General features: G+C 67.7%; 19 protein-coding genes and 1 pseudogene. 8 read left to right on the plus strand and 12 right to left on the minus strand.

What is annotated here, in order from left to right; genetic code table 11:
- Nucleotides 1–270: 270 nt before the first annotated feature.
- A pseudogene (locus J2S22_RS15530) lies at nucleotides 271–1,854 on the minus strand (CarD family transcriptional regulator); the annotation flags it as partial.
- A gap of 23 nt (nucleotides 1,855–1,877) precedes the next feature.
- Nucleotides 1,878–2,201: a hypothetical protein gene (locus J2S22_RS15535; RefSeq protein ID WP_272775572.1), complete on the minus strand. Its 324-nt coding sequence runs from the start codon at nucleotides 2,199–2,201 to the stop codon at nucleotides 1,878–1,880.
- Between the two features lie 219 nt (nucleotides 2,202–2,420).
- On the opposite strand from J2S22_RS15535, the gene J2S22_RS15540 reads away from it, so the two are divergent.
- Nucleotides 2,421–2,630, plus strand: coding sequence for a hypothetical protein (locus J2S22_RS15540; protein ID WP_272775573.1), 210 nt, complete (start codon nucleotides 2,421–2,423; stop codon nucleotides 2,628–2,630).
- A 174-nt stretch (nucleotides 2,631–2,804) separates the two neighbouring features.
- On the opposite strand, the gene J2S22_RS15545 is transcribed toward J2S22_RS15540, so the two are convergent.
- From J2S22_RS15545 to J2S22_RS15555, 3 genes are all read right to left on the minus strand, one after another.
- Nucleotides 2,805–2,933 (minus strand): hypothetical protein, encoded by a 129-nt coding sequence (locus tag J2S22_RS15545; protein ID WP_272775574.1) that lies wholly within the window; start codon nucleotides 2,931–2,933, stop codon nucleotides 2,805–2,807.
- A 72-nt stretch (nucleotides 2,934–3,005) separates the two neighbouring features.
- Nucleotides 3,006–3,275: a DUF1488 family protein gene (locus J2S22_RS15550; protein ID WP_272775575.1), complete on the minus strand. Its 270-nt coding sequence runs from the start codon at nucleotides 3,273–3,275 to the stop codon at nucleotides 3,006–3,008.
- Nucleotides 3,272–3,574 carry a hypothetical protein gene (locus tag J2S22_RS15555; RefSeq protein ID WP_272775576.1) on the minus strand — a complete coding sequence of 101 codons (303 nt, stop codon included), beginning with the start codon at nucleotides 3,572–3,574 and terminating at the stop codon, nucleotides 3,272–3,274. Before J2S22_RS15555 ends, J2S22_RS15550 begins: the two co-directional genes overlap by 4 nt.
- A 491-nt stretch (nucleotides 3,575–4,065) precedes the next feature.
- Between J2S22_RS15555 and J2S22_RS15560 the strand changes: the two genes are divergently transcribed.
- Both J2S22_RS15560 and J2S22_RS15565 read left to right on the plus strand, forming a co-directional pair.
- On the plus strand, nucleotides 4,066–4,392 hold the full coding sequence (locus J2S22_RS15560) for a hypothetical protein (RefSeq protein WP_272775577.1): 327 nt from the start codon (nucleotides 4,066–4,068) through the stop codon (nucleotides 4,390–4,392).
- A 611-nt stretch (nucleotides 4,393–5,003) separates the two neighbouring features.
- Nucleotides 5,004–5,231: a hypothetical protein gene (locus J2S22_RS15565; protein WP_272775578.1), complete on the plus strand. Its 228-nt coding sequence runs from the start codon at nucleotides 5,004–5,006 to the stop codon at nucleotides 5,229–5,231.
- A gap of 110 nt (nucleotides 5,232–5,341) precedes the next feature.
- Here the strand turns inward: J2S22_RS15565 and J2S22_RS15570 are convergent, their stop codons facing one another.
- The gene (locus tag J2S22_RS15570) at nucleotides 5,342–5,497 is read right to left on the minus strand and encodes a hypothetical protein (protein WP_272775579.1); all 156 of its coding nucleotides are present in this window, start codon (nucleotides 5,495–5,497) and stop codon (nucleotides 5,342–5,344) included.
- Nucleotides 5,498–5,704: 207 nt separating this feature from the next.
- Nucleotides 5,705–5,917 (minus strand): cold-shock protein, encoded by a 213-nt coding sequence (locus tag J2S22_RS15575; protein WP_272775580.1) that lies wholly within the window; start codon nucleotides 5,915–5,917, stop codon nucleotides 5,705–5,707.
- 246 nt (nucleotides 5,918–6,163) lie between these two features.
- On the opposite strand from J2S22_RS15575, the gene J2S22_RS15580 reads away from it, so the two are divergent.
- From J2S22_RS15580 to J2S22_RS15595, 4 genes are all read left to right on the plus strand, one after another.
- Nucleotides 6,164–7,591, plus strand: a complete 1,428-nt coding sequence (locus J2S22_RS15580; RefSeq protein ID WP_272775581.1) for an extracellular catalytic domain type 1 short-chain-length polyhydroxyalkanoate depolymerase — start codon at nucleotides 6,164–6,166, stop codon at nucleotides 7,589–7,591.
- Between the two features lie 74 nt (nucleotides 7,592–7,665).
- Complete coding sequence (locus tag J2S22_RS15585; RefSeq protein ID WP_272775582.1) at nucleotides 7,666–8,571, plus strand: transglutaminase family protein; 906 nt, start codon at nucleotides 7,666–7,668, stop codon at nucleotides 8,569–8,571.
- Nucleotides 8,572–8,879: 308 nt separating this feature from the next.
- Nucleotides 8,880–10,031 (plus strand): acyl-CoA desaturase, encoded by a 1,152-nt coding sequence (locus tag J2S22_RS15590; protein WP_272775583.1) that lies wholly within the window; start codon nucleotides 8,880–8,882, stop codon nucleotides 10,029–10,031.
- A 337-nt stretch (nucleotides 10,032–10,368) separates the two neighbouring features.
- On the plus strand, nucleotides 10,369–10,626 hold the full coding sequence (locus J2S22_RS15595) for a hypothetical protein (RefSeq protein ID WP_272775584.1): 258 nt from the start codon (nucleotides 10,369–10,371) through the stop codon (nucleotides 10,624–10,626).
- A gap of 74 nt (nucleotides 10,627–10,700) precedes the next feature.
- On the opposite strand, the gene modC is transcribed toward J2S22_RS15595, so the two are convergent.
- The 5 genes from modC to J2S22_RS15620 are packed head-to-tail and all read right to left on the minus strand — an operon-like array spanning nucleotide 10,701 to nucleotide 14,972.
- On the minus strand, nucleotides 10,701–11,801 hold the full coding sequence (modC, locus tag J2S22_RS15600) for a molybdenum ABC transporter ATP-binding protein (RefSeq protein WP_272775585.1): 1,101 nt from the start codon (nucleotides 11,799–11,801) through the stop codon (nucleotides 10,701–10,703).
- Nucleotides 11,794–12,468 (minus strand): molybdate ABC transporter permease subunit, encoded by a 675-nt coding sequence (gene modB / locus J2S22_RS15605; RefSeq protein ID WP_272775586.1) that lies wholly within the window; start codon nucleotides 12,466–12,468, stop codon nucleotides 11,794–11,796. Before modB ends, modC begins: the two co-directional genes overlap by 8 nt.
- 7 nt (nucleotides 12,469–12,475) lie before the next feature.
- Nucleotides 12,476–13,261 (minus strand): molybdate ABC transporter substrate-binding protein, encoded by a 786-nt coding sequence (gene modA / locus J2S22_RS15610; protein WP_272775587.1) that lies wholly within the window; start codon nucleotides 13,259–13,261, stop codon nucleotides 12,476–12,478.
- An 18-nt stretch (nucleotides 13,262–13,279) separates the two neighbouring features.
- The gene (gene modA, locus J2S22_RS15615) at nucleotides 13,280–14,071 is read right to left on the minus strand and encodes a molybdate ABC transporter substrate-binding protein (protein ID WP_272775588.1); all 792 of its coding nucleotides are present in this window, start codon (nucleotides 14,069–14,071) and stop codon (nucleotides 13,280–13,282) included.
- Nucleotides 14,072–14,126: 55 nt separating this feature from the next.
- On the minus strand, nucleotides 14,127–14,972 hold the full coding sequence (locus J2S22_RS15620; protein WP_272775589.1) for a sulfite exporter TauE/SafE family protein: 846 nt from the start codon (nucleotides 14,970–14,972) through the stop codon (nucleotides 14,127–14,129).
- A 238-nt stretch (nucleotides 14,973–15,210) separates the two neighbouring features.
- Here J2S22_RS15620 and J2S22_RS15625 point away from each other — a divergent pair, with 238 nt between their 5' ends.
- A complete protein-coding gene (locus J2S22_RS15625) occupies nucleotides 15,211–16,164 on the plus strand; it encodes a helix-turn-helix transcriptional regulator (RefSeq protein ID WP_272775590.1) in 954 nt (317 codons plus the stop codon).
- Nucleotides 16,165–16,218 lie beyond the last annotated feature (54 nt).

The following is a 16,218-nucleotide window of genomic DNA, read 5'->3' on the forward strand; positions in this document are numbered from 1 at the left end:
CCGACGCGAGGTCGCCGAGCACGGCCCCGATGGCGGCGTTCTGATCGACCGTCGGCAGGAACGAGAAGCCGGAGGCGAAGCGCTCGTACTCGGCCGCAGGCGGCCGCAAGGCCGGCGCGGTCCGTGCCTCCCGCCGGCCGCGAGCGCCACCATTCTGTGGGCCGTGTCGTCGATCTCGCGTCGCAGCCGGGCGGACCGCCGGCTCCAGGTCGCGCCGTCGGCGCTGTCGAGCATGAGGCTCTCTGGATCGCCGCCATGCCGCCGCACGGCGGCGAGCTCATGGACCGGCAGCAGCACGTCGGTGTCGTCGGCGTAGCGAAGCCGGATCATGTCGATCGCACCCGCGTCGGTGGTCGCGACGGTCTCGATGCCGGTCAGCACGCCGAGGCCGCGGGCGAGATGGAGAACCGCGTCGCCAGGCCGCAGCCCTTCGGTCTCCGGCTGGACCGCTGCGACCCGGACGCCGAACGGGGCGTCTTGGCGGGCGCGGCTTCCCAGCAGGTCGGCGGCCGCAATGACGGCGGTGTCGGTCGAGGGCGACACGAAGCCGGCCTCCAGATCGGCCCGTAGCGACAGGACGGCCGCCGGCGGGGCAGCGAGGACGTCGGCCCAGGAGGAGACCTGGGTGGCGGCCGGCGCGCCGGCCCGGCGCAGGCGGCTTTCGCAGGTCCGCCGGTCGTGGGCGTCGGCCGTCGTCAGAACGAGCTTGCGGCCGGCCCGCGTCGTTTCGCCGACGAAGGCGCGGAGCTGTCGCAGCGGAGAACGTCCGGCAGCGAACAGCGGCACGTGCTGCTCGGCCGCGGGTGCGACCTCCGCGAGGACGATGGTGCCGGGACGTCGCGACGCCGCCTCCCAGGCTGCCCGATCCAGGTAGAAGAGGTCGGGCGGCAGCGGCGGGCGCATGTCGCGTGTCAGGCCGGCCGGAAGGGCGCGGCGCGTCTCGTAGGAGTCGCGCACGGACCGCAGGAACGCCGAGGCGCGGGCATCGGCCCGGGCGTCCGCGACGACCAGAGCCTCCGGCACGTAGTCGAAGACGCTGGTGCCAGTCTGCTCGTTCGTCTGGACGCAGCCTTCCGAGGCGACCTCCAGCACGATGTCGGCGAGATCGCCGGTGCTGCGCTGGGTGAGCGGATCATAGGACGAAAGGCCGAGGATGCGGCCGTCCTCGTGCTCGATTCGCACCGGGCCGATCGCGCCGGCCGGAAAGACGTCGATCACCCGGCCCTGCAGGTTGGCCTCGCCCGGATCGTCGACGCGGGCATCGAGATCGTAGCCGGCCCGCTCGAGGAATTCCCGAAGCGCCGCGACGTCGAGCGGCTGCCCCGCCGCCAGTGCGAAGATGGCGTCCGTCCACGCCGACGGCGGCGGAACGCGCTGCAGCACGGCGTCGGGCGTCTCGATCACGATGCCCCGGAATCCGCGTGCGAGGCGCCGCAGCACCGATGCGCGTCGTCCTGCGATGTCGCGCGACGGCACGATCCCGTCATAGGGCAGCACGTCGCTGCGCGGCAGCACCATCGCGCCGCAGTCGGGATCGAAGGCGTGCAGGATTGCGCCGAGCATTTCGGCGCGCCGTTCGCTCGGCGCGAGGACGAGGATCGCGACGTCGGCTTCCGCCCAGCGTGCGAGGGTGAGCTCCGCGACCGCTCCGAGCGGCGAGCCGGAAACCACAGAGGCGCGCTGCCGGATTTGTGGCACCGCCAACGGTTCGCGACGGGAAAGGTCGTGCATGAAGCGGAAAGGTCTCGGGGGATCGTCTCTGACAATCCCGTCGCGGCCGACCGGTTCGGATCGAACCGCGGCGCTCCCGCGGGCTGCCGGCCGGATGGCCGTCGTCCAGCCGATCCAGGGCATCGAGCGCGCCGTCCGTCCGTCGATCACCGGATCCCGGGACGTGCCGCGCGGACGATCCAGTTATGGAAATGCGATCCTTCGAACACCGTGGCGACGTGCCCGTCCTCCACGGAATGGGGCGTCATCGTCCAGACCGATCCGTCGGGAAGGAAGATGTCCGCATGATGCGGACCGATCTCGGTCACCACGACGGTGGTCCGTCCCCCGGCTCCGAGGTCGACCTCGATCTCGGCTCCGGCCATGAGAGCACCTCGGGATCCATCCGCAGGCCCGGCTTCGACTTCGACAATGTGAAGCCGCGTGCCCGCGGCGATCTGGCTGGAAGGCGTGTAGCCGTGCCACCTCATCGAAGAGGTCTCCGCTCCCATGCGGCTCCCATGCGGCTCCCATGCGAAACTTCTTCGGGCGGCGCCCCGGACCGCGGGACAACCGCCCGGACCAACACGGCTGGCGAGCGGCCGGTTCCCGTTACGCGCGCTCTGGTCGGTTCGGCGCGACGGCCGCGGAACGTGACGCGAGGGCCGGCGTTACGCAGCAGACCGCCTGACGAACAACAAGGAAGAACAATGCCGGTACAGCTGATCGTATTGGACGGGTACCGGAACGAGGTCCAACGGGATCTCGTCTCCGGACTGGACATCTTCTCGCACACGCAGGAGCTCATCCACGAGAACGCGTGGGACGAGACCTATCGGTATCGCATCGTCTCCGATATCGATGTCGCGGCCGAGTACACGACGGCCGAGGTGAAGAAGCGGGCCGGCCGCCCGAAGTGAGGGATCGGCCTCTGGCGTGCGAGGTGCGGGGCGTGGTGACCGGCCGTGGAGAGCTTCTTCGTGCTCCACCTCGCGGAATGCGCGCGCCTCCGTGAGACGTGGTCCCGCGACCGTGATGACCCGCCCGCGATATCCCGCCGCCGACTCGGCCCCCGGCGCGAACGACCTCACCGATCAGAAGAAGTCCGTGAAGTTGAAGAGCCACAGAAAGGCTCCGAACAGGGCCGCGGCCACGCCCGCGAGGGTGAAGACGACGCGCCTGCCGAACTCGCCCGAGGGCGAGGTGGTGGCGGCTGGTTCCATGATCACTGTCCCCGGTAAGGCCCCGACACGCGGCGATCGGAACGATGGATGTGCCGATCGGCTGGCTGCGGCTCAGAAATCGTCTTCGCTCAGCGCGTAGGCTCCGGCGCCCCCGCGCGTATAGGCCTTCACGGCCGCAGCCTGGATGCGGTCGCGATGGGCATCGAACGCCTCCAGCATGCTCGGCTCGTCGGTGGACATGCCGGGCTGGAGTCGCCGAAGAAGACCCTCGGCCACGAAGAATGCCGCTTCCATGGCGCTATCATGGGCCCAGAACCCGACGGCTCGCCGGGTCGTGTCATAGTAGCGGGAGCGGTTCGGGAATCGCAACGTTACCGTCATCCGACTGATCCGTTCGACAGAATCTCGAAATCCTTCAGGACATCCGCGATCAGCCGCTGCCGGCGCGGGTCCTGTGCGGCTGGCGTGGTGGCGAACAGCGACAGCAGGTAATGCGCCTTCTCGGCCGCCTCCGCCCAGTTCTGCGCGGGCGCGGCCAGCAGGTGAGTCTCCATCTCGTGCTCCCGCTCCCGCAACGCCTTCGCATTCGCCTCGACGTCGGCGCGAAGGCGCCGCAGCTCCGTGGCCTGCTGTGCGATCATGCCGCGGTGCTTGTCGAGCTGGATGGGCAGGTCGGTCATGCGGTTCTCCAAGACGAGCTTCGCTGCGGATACACGACTCGCCAGCCCGGGACGCGTCGACGATCTGCCGCGCAGTCGCGCCCGCCCGCATTGTCGGCCTCGCTAGACGACGAGGGCGTCCGGTCGCAGGGGTGGTTCCGTCACGAAAGCCGCAGCCGACCGCATGTGGATGGCTCGATCGCCGCGCATCGCGCCGTGCGCCTCGCCTTTCGATGAAAGCTCCCGATGGACGAAAGCTCCCGATGGGAGAGATCGCGGTCGAGCTTTGATATACTATGGACCGCACTCGGGCGATTTGCGAGACAATTCGTGTCTTGCGGTGTCGCAAGCAGCGATCGCACCGGCACTCGATCTTCCGATGCGTGATCTCCGATGTGCGGTCTTCGACCGCTCCGCGCCGACGGAACATCTTCGTCCGCGGATCGTTGACGTCGAAAACCCGGTGATTGCGCGATACGGCCGCTCCCCCAGGGGGGCAGGAAGGACGCTCCATGACGACGTTCTTGCGGGTCGACGATCCGGACGACGAGTGTGTGACGATCGTCTTCTGGTCACAGGAGGGGATCACGCGCTGCCGCATGCTGGGCCCGACCAAGATGATCTTCGGTCAGCCGTTCGAGCTGCACGGGCCGGTGGCCGGCGCGATCGCCGCCGCGCGTGCCCTCGAGGTCGGACGTCGCTTCGCCGACGCTGTCGGGGTGCCGATGGTAATCGTCGATCCGGAGCATCTTTGGAACGACGCCTGGGGTACACTGGCGGACCGCCGCGGGACGGGCCTGGTGCCCGAAGCCGGAACGGCCAGATCGGCCCGAGTTTGAAGCACGTGATTGAGAGCAGCGCGACCGACTCCGTCGTGACACCGGGCCGACCGGCGGGTCGCGACGCGGCGCGCGCAATGCCGTATCCCCCATATCCGGACGCGCGTCTTCGTGCCGCAGGTGCGAAGCCGCTTCTTCGTGTACGGGCACGCGGCCCGGGATCGCGCAACGCGGCGCGTGCGGGTGCCTGCCTGGGCGTCCTTCTGTCGGTTCTGACGGCACCGATCGCGGCGCGGAACAGCGTCGCCAGCGAGCCCCTGCTCGGACAAGGCAACGCGCCTGGACCGACGATCGCCGCACTGCGTCGCCGTCAGCGGAGCCGAGGACGGCCTGGGTTCTCGGCTTTCTCACCGCCTACAGTCAGTACGGCGCGACGCCGGCGATGGATGTGTCGCAGGGCAAGAGCACCGACGAGCTCGCGTCGTGGATCGATCGGTATTGCGGCGAGCATCCGAACGAGACCCTCCACAAAGCCTCGACGGCAATGATCGAGACGCTCCGCGAGGGGACGAAGCCGTAGCGGCGTCGCGGCGTCGCGGCCGCGATGCGGCATCGAGCCTCGGAAGACCAACAACAGACCGGCTTTCGCCGGCGACCCTGGAGATCGATTGATGAACACACGGTCCGTACGCGCCCGCGAGGACGCGGAAACGCGATTCAAGAGAAAAACCGAGGAGGTCGTGCTCGCCAGCCGCGCGGCAGCGGACTATGCCGCGGCTCACAAGGCCGCTCTCGCCAACATGGAGCGGCTCAAGGCTCTCCGGGCGGCGCGTGACGCGGGAGCGACTCCGGTGTCGCCGCAGGAGCCGGCAAAGCGGGTGCGTCGGGCGGCGCCGTGACGCCGTGATCCGCCGGATGGCGGCGCTCGCGACCCGTCGCGGCGAGATCCGCAGGCGGCGTGATCATCTGGATCACGCCGCCTGCGGATCGCTCACCGATCCGGACGCCCTCAGTCCTTCCGCTTCCGGAACAGCTCCGTCGTCGCCCCTCCGCTCGCCGGTCCACTCTTGGGCGCACCCGTCGGCGCGCTCGTGGCGATGGCGCCCGGCACCTTCTTCTTGGGCTTCTTCAGCTCACGATTGCCGCGTCTCTTCTCCTTGGACATGCGGTCCTCCTGCGTTTCCGACGGTTCACCATGACAGAACGGCCCCGCACCTCGACGAGGTGCGGGGCCGGCGAGGCGCGGAGCGCCTCCTCGAGGCCGATTGCCGCCGTATCGCCCGGCTCGGGCCGCCAGTACATCCGTGGTCGGCACGTCGAAGCGATGCGGGCTGTGCCGGCGGCGCGGTGATCACCGCGGCCGCCGATGCAATCAACCAAGCAGTTCCAGCTTGGTCGCGGTCATCTTCCCGGTGTTGCCGTCGGGGACGAGGTCGTAGCTGACCTTCTGCCCCTCCCGCAGGTCGGAGATGCCGGCGCTCTCGAGCGCGCTGATGTGCACGAAGGCATCCGAACCACCGCCGTCGGGGGCGATGAAGCCGAAGCCCTTTTGGGCGTTGAACCACTTCACGGTGCCATTGACCATCGGGACCGCCTTTCATGAACAGAGTCGTTGCTCGCCCGCTCGCGCAGGCCGTCGAAGTCGCGTTTTTCAGGAAAGAGGAGCGGGCGCGACGCTGAACCGATCGGCGCAAAGCCAAGTCGTTCAACGCAAGGCCAAGTCGTCCGGCCGTCTATCGACCTCTGTCATATGGGACGCGCGAGCCGACAGATCAAGGGCGCGCGGCTGCGCTGTCGTCGCGGGCGCCGCGGGTCGTCGGAAACGCGATGAATGGCGACATCCGCCATTGCGGGGCCGCACTGCGGCAACGATATCCCTGGCGAGCCGTTGACGACCGTCACATTCTTCATCGCCCCCGTCCTTCACCGCCACCCGTCTCGAGAGGATGTTCCCTTGCCCACGCTCGCAGAGACGATTGCGGCGCTCGCTCGCCGCCGGCACCAGTGGGACGAGCGGCTGCGGCGGGCCCAGCGCCCCTCCGCCGGCGCCCGGGCCGGCGGGGCGAGCGATCTGGTCGAGGAGCACGACTTCGGCTCCGATCCCGGTCGCCTGAGGATGCTGTCGCACGTGCCGCGACGCCTCGCGGCAGACCCGGCGCTCGTCGTCGTGCTGCACGGGTGCACGCAGACGGCGTCCGATTACTGCGCGGGCGCCGGCTGGCGCACGCTCGCCGACCGCTATGGGTTTTGCCTGCTGCTCCCGGAGCAGCGCAGCGCGAACAATCCCGCCCGCTGCTTCGACTGGTTCTCGCCGGCCCACACCCGACGCGATCGCGGCCAGGCTCTGTCGATCCGGCAGATGATCGAGGCGATGGTGGTTCGGCACGGCATCGATCGCCGCCGCATCTACGTCACAGGTCTCTCCGCGGGCGGCGCCATGACGTCGGTCATGCTCGCGTGCTACCCGGAGGTGTTCGCCGGCGGCGCGATCATCGCCGGCCTGCCTTACGGTGCGGCGGGGACGGTCCAGCAGGCGTTCGACGCGATGAACCGCTGCCCGTCACGGAGTGCCCAGGAGTGGGGCGATGTCGTACGCGCGGCGGCGCCCGGCACCGGGCGCTGGCCCCGCGTCTCGGTCTGGCACGGCACCGCCGACCGGACCGTGATCCCGGCGAACGCCCGTGAGACCCTCAAGCAGTGGACGAACGTCCACGGCCTGTCGGCGACGCCGTCGACGGCCGCCACCGTGGACGGCTACGACCGGAAGGTCTGGACCGATGCCGCCGGCACCGAGGTGATCGAGTTCTACGGCATCACGGACATGGCGCACGGCACGCCGCTGGCGACCGGCCACTCGGATGACGAATGCGGGATCGCCGGCCCGTTCCTGCTCGAGGTCGGCATCTCGTCGTCCTACCACATCGCCAAGTTCTTCGGGCTCGCCGCGGCGGCGTTCCGCCATACCGCACCGGCGGCCGAGCCGGCGGTCGCGCCGGCCGAAGCGAGAACATCGCGCGCCGTGGTGGAACACGTCTTCGACGGCGAGGTTCTCGAGCGGGCCCCCGAAGACGGTCGCCGTGAGACCTTCGAGGACGGCGTCGGCAGCGACGGCTTCGCACGCAGCGGCTTCGGAGGCGATCGCAGACGCGACAGCACCGGAAAAGCCGGGGCGCCGCCTTACGGTCGGTTTACACCCGTCGACGTCGAGGCTGTCATCACGTCGGCGCTCCGGTCGGCGGGGCTGATGAAGGACCGTTAGGGCGTGCGGTCCATCGTTCACGGCCGGACAGGGGCAGCCGTGCCTTTCGCGGCGACATCGCGACGGGGTGAGGATTGGTCGATCTCTGCATCCGCCACCGGACGACCTACCGGTATCGCGCGCCGGTGATGCTGTGGCCGCACCGGCTGATGCTGCGGCCGCGGGAAAGCCGCGAGCTGAGGCTGATCGGCCACGAGGTCACGGTTCACCCGGCCGCGACCATCACCTGGGCACAGGACGTCTTCGGCAACACCGTCGCGACCGCGACCTTCGGCTCGCCGGCGGACCGTCTCGTCGTCGAGAGCGTCGCGACCCTGAAGCTCGACGCCGCTGCCTGGCCGGTCTTCACGATCGCCGCGTCGGCGACGTCCTACCCGTTCAGATACGGCGACGAGGAGTGGCTGGACCTCGGACCCTTCACCGTGCCGCAGCACCCGGATCCGGACGACCGGCTGCACCGCTGGGCGCGCGGTTTCGTGCACAGCCACCCGACCGACACGCTGAGCCTCCTGAAGGATCTCGCCGCCGGAGTCTCGGGAACGATCGCCTACGAGACGCGCGACGACGAAGGCACGCGGTCGCCCGCCGAGACCCTCGACCGCGCGTCCGGATCGTGCCGCGACCTCGCGACCCTGTTCATCGAGGCGGCCCGGCGGCTCGGCTTCGGGGCTCGCGCCGTCTCGGGTTATCTGCACGACCGGACCGGCGACGGCGCGGCGGTGGCCCCGACGGACAGCGCGAGCGCCTCGACCACCCATGCCTGGGCGGAGGTCTATCTGCCCGGCGCCGGCTGGGTGACCTTCGACCCGACCAATCGCAGCATCGGCGGCGCGAACCTGGTCCCGGTCGCCGTGGCGCGCGACATCCGGCAGGCGATTCCGGTGATCGGCACGTTCAGCGGGCCGACCTATGCGTTCGACGCGATGACGGTGGAGGTCGTCGTCGAGGAGGAGCCCGGCTCGTCCGGAGGAACGCCTTAGTTTGGAAGGATTTGCGGGTCAGGATGACGGCTCGGTCGCCTTCGTCTGCCGTCGGGGCGCCTCCGTCCCGCCCATCGTCCCGCCCGCCGTCCCGCCGCGATGCGCACGCCGGATCCAGTTCACCGTCGCTGACCGGTCGTCACTGACTCGTCCTCACCTGTCCTCACCGACTCGAGGATGACGATACGGAGACACAGCCGGCGCGGACGTCGCTCCGCCGACGGCGGCCGTCTCGGCTCCCCGGGCCGACGCAACCCGGCGGGAGACCACGCGTTGACGTCCATACACTTCAGCTCACGGAGCCTCCGTTGCCGAGCCAGATCGAGTGCACAGACGAGCACGACGACATCGTCTACCCTTCCGCCGTTCCGTTCGTGCTCGTCCACGTCGCGTGCCTCGCCGCGGTCTGGACCGGCGTGACGCTCGAGGCCGTGCTGATCGGCGTCGGCCTCTACTGGCTGCGGATGTTCGCCATCGGGGCCGGCTACCACCGCTACTTCTCGCATCGCGCCTACGCGACCAGCCGTGCCTTCCAGCTCGTGCTCGCCGTGCTGGCCCAGAGCACGGCGCAGAAGAGCGTCCTGTGGTGGGCCGCCAAGCACCGGCACCACCACCTGCATTCCGACACCGAGCACGACGTGCACTCGCCGGTCCACAAGGGATTCCTGTACAGTCACGTCGGCTGGATCTTCGCCCGCCGGCATGAGACCACCGACCTGTCGAAGATCGCCGACTTCGCCCGCTTTCCGGAGCTGATGTGGCTGCATCGCTTCGAGCTGGTTCCGGCCGTGGGGCTGGCCGTGCTCTGCTTCGCGGCGGCCGGGTGGTCCGGGCTCGTGGTCGGCTTCTTCTGGAGCACCGTGCTGGTCTATCACGCGACCTTCTGCATCAATTCGCTCGCCCATGTGCGCGGCAAGAAGCGGTTCGTCACCGGCGACGAGTCCCGCAACAACTGGGTCCTCGCGCTCGTCACCATGGGGGAGGGGTGGCACAACAATCACCACGCCTATCAGAGCAGTGCGCGCCAGGGCTTCCGCTGGTGGGAGATCGATCCGACCTACTACGTCCTTCTGGGCCTGTCCCGGCTCGGCATCGTCTGGGGCCTGAAGACCCCGCCGGCCCAGGTGCTGCGCAACGAGCAGCGTCTCGGCACCAAGGTGGTGCACCGGGCGGCGGAGCAGCTCGTCGCCCGCTTCAACGTCGATCGCATCGCGGCCGCGGCCGCCGCCGCGCTGCACGGTCCCGAGCTGGCGACGTTCCGCGCCAGTTTCGCCCGGGCCCAGAACCGCACCGTCGACATGCTCGCGAGTCTGCACCTGCCGCATGTTCCGAGTCGGGACGAGCTGCGAGCCGAGGCCCGCGCCATGTTCGCGAAGACCCCGTCGCTCGACGACATCGTCGACCGCGCGCACGGCATCCTGCTCGCCTCGGTCGCGTCGCGGCTCGCGAACGCGACTTGATCGCACCCACCGGCATCCCGTCCGCTGCCGGCGGGCGAGGGCCGCTTCCGCGACGTGCGCTCCGATCCTCGGGCCATCCCTGCCGCCGCCTGTTCATGACCGGGCGGGGCCCGTGAGCGCGCGGAACCAGGGCGTCACCCGGCGAGAGCTGGGGCGCACCATCTAAATAATTGTAATTACAAGATATTTTTGAAGTTGGTAGCGGAGGTCCGTTTCATCATGATCCCCCCCGCGAGTTCCCGTTCCGTTTGCTGGACCCGGGCGGTGGCCGATTACGCCGGGCTAACCGCTACGGGTAGCCGTGATATGTTCGGGCTCTCCCTCAAGGAGAGCGTTCATGGAACCCAACAGCATCCTGCTCCTGGTCGCGGTCTACGCCGTCGCCTTCATCCCCTTCTACATCGCCTTCGGCGGCGCCGGTGTCGCGCCGAAGCTCGCCACCTTCGGCCTGTGCCTCGGCACGCCGGTGTTGTTCCTGTTCGGCATCGTCCCGGGTATCGGCGCGTGGGTGCTGGCCTTCGTTGCCGCGACGATGGCGGACCGTGAAAAGAGAACCGACGTTTCGCCGCCGCAACCAGCTAGCGGCCAAATCTGACGCTTGGTGCCCACCTTCGTTGGTATTCTGCACCGGACGCATCGACGCAAAGTGCCAAAAGCGGACGCGACCGTTCATTCTCCGAATAGGGCCACCGCCTTGACCTGGGCGTAGACCGGCACACCCGGCCGGATGCCAAGTTGGGTGGACGACCGCTTTGTGATCCTGGCGACGAGTCTTTCGCCACCTGAAAGCGCTGTCTCGACCAATATGTGTCCGGGGACGGGAGTTTCGCCCAACGCCGTCACGGTCGCTGGCAGGATATTGACGATGCTCATGTCGGCATGGTTGCCGAGGCTCAGGCTGACGTCGCGGGCGCGAATGCGACATCGCAGCTTTCGCCCCACCGGCTCGGGCCTTCGCCCGACGACGATCGCCCCACTCGCGAAATCCAGCCGGGTGAGGTCGTCGTCGTCGTGAGCCCCGATGGTGACTGGCAGAACCACGCTCACATCGTCCGCGAAGCGCGACGCCAGGTCGAGCCGTCCCATGGTCTCGGAGAGCGGCCCCTGGGCGATCACCTTGCCGCCGTCCATCAGGACGAGATGGTCCGCGAGCCGGGCGACCTCCTCGGGCGCGTGGCTCACATAGAGGATGGGGATGTCCAGCTCGTCATGGAGTCGTTCGAGATAAGGCAGAATTTCGGACTTCCGCTTCAGGTCGAGCGCGGCGAGAGGCTCGTCCATCAGGAGGAGACGGGGACGCCGCAGCAGTGCCCTCGCGATCGCGATGCGTTGACGCTCGCCGCCCGACAGCGTCTTCGTTCCGCGTGCGAGCAAGTGCTCGATCCCGAGCAGCGCGACGATGGCGTCGAGGCCGGCCTGCTCGGGGGAGAGGCCGGCGCGGGTCATTCCGTATTTCAGGTTGCCCATCACCGACAGGTGCTGGAACAGGCTCGCCTCCTGGAACACCACGCCGATCGGCCGTCGGTGGGTGGGGACGAAGACGCGGCGAGCCTCATCCTGCCAGACCTGCCCGTCGTAGGCGAGAAACCCCGTGGTCGCCCGCTCCAGTCCGGCGACACACCGCAGGACCGTCGTCTTGCCTGACCCGGATGGTCCGAAGATCGCGGTGACGCCCCTGGCCGGCAGAACCAGATCGACGTCGAGAGCGAATGACGGGAAATCGAGGCCGAAGCGCGCCGTGATCCCGTTTCGAGCAGCCGCCTCATGCATCGACCCGATCCTTGCGGCGGGAGTAGAGGGCGAGCAGGACCAGAAAGCTGAAAACGAGCATGCCCCCGGCCAGCCAGTGAGCGTTGGCGTATTCCATGGCCTCGACGTGGTCGTAGATCTGGACCGAGATCAAGCGCGTCTTGCCGGGTATGTTGCCGCCGACCATCAGCACCACGCCGAACTCGCCGACCGTGTGGGCGAAGCCGAGGATGGTGGCGGTCACGAAGCCCGGACGAGCGAGCGGCAAGGCGACCGTGAAGAAGGCAGACACCGGATTGGCCCCCAGCGTGGCGGCCACCTCCAAGGGTCGGTTCCCCATGGCCTCGAAGGCGTTCTGGATCGGCTGGACGACGAACGGCATCGAGTAGACGACGGACGCGATGACGATCCCCGTGAAGGTGAAGGGCAGTGTCCCGAGGCCCAGCGCGCTGGACAGCTTGCCGATAGGACCCCAAGGCCCCATCGCGACGAGCATGTAGAAGCCGATGACGGTCGGCGGTAGGACCAGCGGGAGCGCGACGAGCGCCCCCACCGGCCCCTTGAGCCGCGATTTCGTCCGGGCCAGCCACCAGGCGATGGGTGTCCCGATCAGGAGCAGCAGAGCCACGGTTGTGGCGGCCAGCCTGAGCGTCAGCAGGATGGCCTGCACATCATCGCCGGTCAGCATCCGAACCTCAGTTCGCGGCAGCGGCTTCGCCGGGAAGCACGAACCCGTATCGGCGCATGATCCGGCGGGCCTCCGGAGTCTCCATGTAAGCCGCGAAGGCGGCCGCGAACGCGTTGCCCTCGCCGTGCTTGGTGATCACATAGGCCTGCTCCAGCGGCGCATGCTTGTCGTCGGGGATGAGGGCATAGCCGCCCTTGCTCGCCAGCTCGCGGTTGAGCGCCAGCGAGAGGGCGATGATCCCGATGTCGGCGGCACCGCTCTGAACGTATTGTGCCGTATGCGCGATGTTCTCGCCGAACACCATCTTGCCCTGGAGGCTGTCCCACAGGCCGACGGCGCGAAGCGCCTCCTCGGCGCGCTTGCCGTAGGGGGCGTGTCTGGGATTGGCAACGGCAATCTTCTGGATCGTCGGATCGGCGAGGTCACTCAGGGTCATTTTGCTGGCGTCTCGCGACGTGCTCCAGATGACGATGCGACCGATGGCGTAGAGCTTGGGCTCGGTGACGGCCTGTCCGGCCGTTCTCAGCTCGCGCGCGAAGCCGACATCCGCCGAGAAGAACAGGTCGAACGGCGCACCCTGCTGGATCTGGGTGTGGAACTTTCCCGACGATCCGTAGATCATCGTCACCTCGGCTCCCGGATGGGCCTTGCGGAAGGCGGCTGCGACCTCGTCCATCGCGAACTTGAGGTCGGCGGCCGCCGCAATGGTGACCTTATCGGCCGCCTGGGCTGGGATCGCCAGTGACGCGAGCGCGGCCAGCAGCGCGGCGGAAACGAACGTGAGAAAGCGCATGAGAGCACTGCCCTTCTTTCAGTTGGGGAGATCGTAGCCGTAGGAGAGGATGATGGCGCGCGCCTTCTCCGAGCGGAGGTACGCGATGATCGCCTTGGCCGCGGCACTGTCCTTTCCGGGGGTGAGAAGGATGACGTCCTGCGGAAGCGGAGGATGGAGATCGGTCGGAACCATCCAGGCCGAGCCCGATGCGATCTTGCCGTCCAGACCCACCACCTGCGAGTAGGCCACGAAGCCGAGCTCGGCGTTGCCGCTGGCGATGAACTGGTAGGCCTGGGTGATGTTCTCCGCGGTGACGATCCTGGGCTCGATCGCCTCCCAGACGCCGAGCTTCTTCATCACCGCTTGGCCGGCCGCGCCGTAGACCGCGAGCCTCGGGTTGGCGAGCGCAAAATGCCTGAACGCATTGCTCCGCAGCACCTCGCCCTTCGGATCGACGACGCCGGGCGAGGCGCTCCACAGGACGAGCTTGCCGATCGCATAGGTGAACCGGGGCGCCTCGACGGCGAGGCCTTCGCGAAGGAGGGCGTCGGGGGTCTCGCGATCCGACGAGACCAGGACCTCGAACGGCGCGCCGGCCTTCATTTGCGCGAAGAACTTGCCGACCGTCCCGAACATGAGAACCGTCTTGTGGCCCGTGTCCTTCTCGAACTCGGCGGCGATCTTCCGCATCGGTGCCGTGAAGTTGGCGGCAACGGCGACCTGGACCTCGTCGGCCCGCGCCTGCGGCGCCATCGGAAACGTGGTGACACCGATCAGCAGCAGTACCCACAGGGACAGGGATGCGATTGCGGTTCGACAGAGCGGCATGGAACCTCCAGACAAGACAGTGTATCGTTCGAGAAACGGTGCTGAACGCGAGCGATCACCCGTGCCGCCACACCTTCACGGACGAGACGACGAGGATCAGCGCCAGGACCGGCAACAGGACATGATCTGGGACGATCCCGAGCAGCCGGCCGCCGACGAAGGTGCCGACGATCGATCCGATCGCCATGACCAGCACGAAGCTCTTGTTCCGGGCGACGACCGCGAAGGCGCTGTCGCGGCTGTAGCGGGTGAAGCCGACGATCATGGTCGGCAGGCTGACGGCCAGCGACAGGCTGCCCGCGAGCTTGATGTCGGCACCGAACAGCAGGACGAGCGTCGGGATGAGAAGCTCACCGCCCGCGACCCCCATCAACGACGCGACGACACCGATCGCGAACCCCGCGGCGATCCCGGCGACGATCTGCCATGCCCCCGAGAACAGAGGCTCGACGGCCGTGGTGCCGTGCCCGAGGACGAGCGCCACCGCAATCAGCACCAGAAGAACGGCGAGGATGCGGTAGAGAGCGCGGGAGCCGAGCTTCGTCGCCCAGCCGGCCCCCAGCCACGCACCGAGCAGGCTGCCGGCGAGCAGGTTGACGACCGTCGGCCAATTCGCCGCGACGGTCGCGAACGGCACCGTCCCGGCCCGGAACGGCAGGGCCGTGGCGACCACGACGAGGCTCATGGCCTTGTTGAGGATCACGGCTTCGAGCGCGCGAAACCGGAACGGGCCGATGAGGATCGGCAGCCGGAACTCGGCGCCGCCGAGACCGATCAGCCCTCCGAGCACCCCGATCAGTCCGCCGCCCGCAAAGGTGGGAAGCGGGCGCGGGCCATCGGCAGCACAGAAGGCGGTCTCCTCGACGGGCTGGACGAGTTCGGGGGCGGAAGGCGCGGCCATTGGGAGGCTCCGGATCGGTCTCGCGCCGTATGCCTCGAGCCCCGCGTGACTTAGGGCGCTTCAAGTGATACGAAACGATACGAATACGAACGTAAGCCGTCTCACAGACGGCCGGATTACGCAAAATGAGACGAAGCTCGAAATTCTGTAAAGCGCAAATCGCGGGCAGCGGCACAGACTTTCGGCGGATTTGTGCGTAGCGTTACGATAACGAACGAACCGGAATGAAGGTGCGACCGTGAGCGACAAAAGCGCCCTGACGGCCGAGGACGTGGCGACGATGCTTCACGTCAGCAAGAGCGGCATCTACGGGCTGATCAAGAAGAACGAGATCGACCACTACAAGGTCGGACGGAAGATCCGGTTCACCGAAGCCCACGTCCGCGATTACATCGAAAGGTCGAAGACCGCGGCGCGCGCCGCCGTTCACCCGATCCCGACCGCGCTCGACGAGAGCCGATATTTCGACCTGTCGATGGAGCGTCGCAAGGAGGCCGGATTCATCATCTGCGGCCAGGACCTCATCCTCGATGTCCTGTCGAACTACCTGCGGATGCAAGGCGTCATGGCGCTGAGGGCCTATATCGGCAGCTACGACAGCCTCGTGTCCCTCTACCAGGGCCGGATCAACGTCGCGACGGCTCACCTCTGGGACAGTCTCACCGACGACTACAACGTGCCCTACGTCCGGTCGCTCCTGCCGGGTATCCGGTGCGCGATCGTCAATGTCACCTACCGGATGCAGGGCCTCTATGTCGCCAAGGGCAATCCCAAGCACATCGAGTCCTGGCAGGACTTCGCGCGGGACGACATCGCGATGATCAATCGGGAGAAGGGGGCGGGCTCGCGGGTGCTGCTCGACGAGAACCTGAAGCTGCTCGGCCTCTACGGCAGCCGGATCAAGGGGTATGAGAACGAGAACCAGTCCCACCTCACGGTGGCGAGCGCGGTCGGGCGCGGTGACGCCGACGTCGCGGTCGGCAACGAGAAGATCGCCCGACAGGTGGAGAACGTCGACTTCATTCCATTGAAGAAGGAGCGATACGACCTGGTCGTGAAGAAAGAGGATGTCGACACGCCGGAAGTGACCGCGATGTTGAATATACTACGATCGGGTAAATTTCAGAATGAGTTTAAGAATATCGGAGGGTATGACATTAGCGACATTGGTAAGCTTATAGTTGAGACCTGAGATTGCTTTCGACAAAGAATGACGACACAGTCGCCGTATTATGCTTGCGTTGAA

Source organism: Rhodoplanes tepidamans, assembly GCF_030813915.1.
Taxonomy (GTDB): domain Bacteria; phylum Pseudomonadota; class Alphaproteobacteria; order Rhizobiales; family Xanthobacteraceae; genus Rhodoplanes; species Rhodoplanes tepidamans.

Coding starts and splice junctions, on each gene's coding strand:
- J2S22_RS15550 (WP_272775575.1), bottom strand. CDS start 3,275: ATGACGGTAACGTTGCGATTCCCGAACCGCTCCCGCTACTATGACACG.
- J2S22_RS15570 (WP_272775579.1), bottom strand. CDS start 5,497: ATGTCCAAGGAGAAGAGACGCGGCAATCGTGAGCTGAAGAAGCCCAAG.
- J2S22_RS15575 (WP_272775580.1), bottom strand. CDS start 5,917: ATGGTCAATGGCACCGTGAAGTGGTTCAACGCCCAAAAGGGCTTCGGC.
- modA (WP_272775588.1), bottom strand. CDS start 14,071: ATGCCGCTCTGTCGAACCGCAATCGCATCCCTGTCCCTGTGGGTACTG.
- J2S22_RS15620 (WP_272775589.1), bottom strand. CDS start 14,972: ATGGCCGCGCCTTCCGCCCCCGAACTCGTCCAGCCCGTCGAGGAGACC.
- J2S22_RS15535 (WP_272775572.1), bottom strand. CDS start 2,201: ATGAGGTGGCACGGCTACACGCCTTCCAGCCAGATCGCCGCGGGCACG.
- J2S22_RS15595 (WP_272775584.1), top strand. CDS start 10,369: ATGGAACCCAACAGCATCCTGCTCCTGGTCGCGGTCTACGCCGTCGCC.
- modA (WP_272775587.1), bottom strand. CDS start 13,261: ATGCGCTTTCTCACGTTCGTTTCCGCCGCGCTGCTGGCCGCGCTCGCG.
- modC (WP_272775585.1), bottom strand. CDS start 11,801: ATGCATGAGGCGGCTGCTCGAAACGGGATCACGGCGCGCTTCGGCCTC.
- J2S22_RS15545 (WP_272775574.1), bottom strand. CDS start 2,933: ATGGAACCAGCCGCCACCACCTCGCCCTCGGGCGAGTTCGGCAGGCGC.
- J2S22_RS15540 (WP_272775573.1), top strand. CDS start 2,421: ATGCCGGTACAGCTGATCGTATTGGACGGGTACCGGAACGAGGTCCAA.
- J2S22_RS15565 (WP_272775578.1), top strand. CDS start 5,004: ATGAACACACGGTCCGTACGCGCCCGCGAGGACGCGGAAACGCGATTC.
- J2S22_RS15555 (WP_272775576.1), bottom strand. CDS start 3,574: ATGACCGACCTGCCCATCCAGCTCGACAAGCACCGCGGCATGATCGCA.
- J2S22_RS15560 (WP_272775577.1), top strand. CDS start 4,066: ATGACGACGTTCTTGCGGGTCGACGATCCGGACGACGAGTGTGTGACG.
- J2S22_RS15580 (WP_272775581.1), top strand. CDS start 6,164: ATGGCGACATCCGCCATTGCGGGGCCGCACTGCGGCAACGATATCCCT.
- modB (WP_272775586.1), bottom strand. CDS start 12,468: ATGCTGACCGGCGATGATGTGCAGGCCATCCTGCTGACGCTCAGGCTG.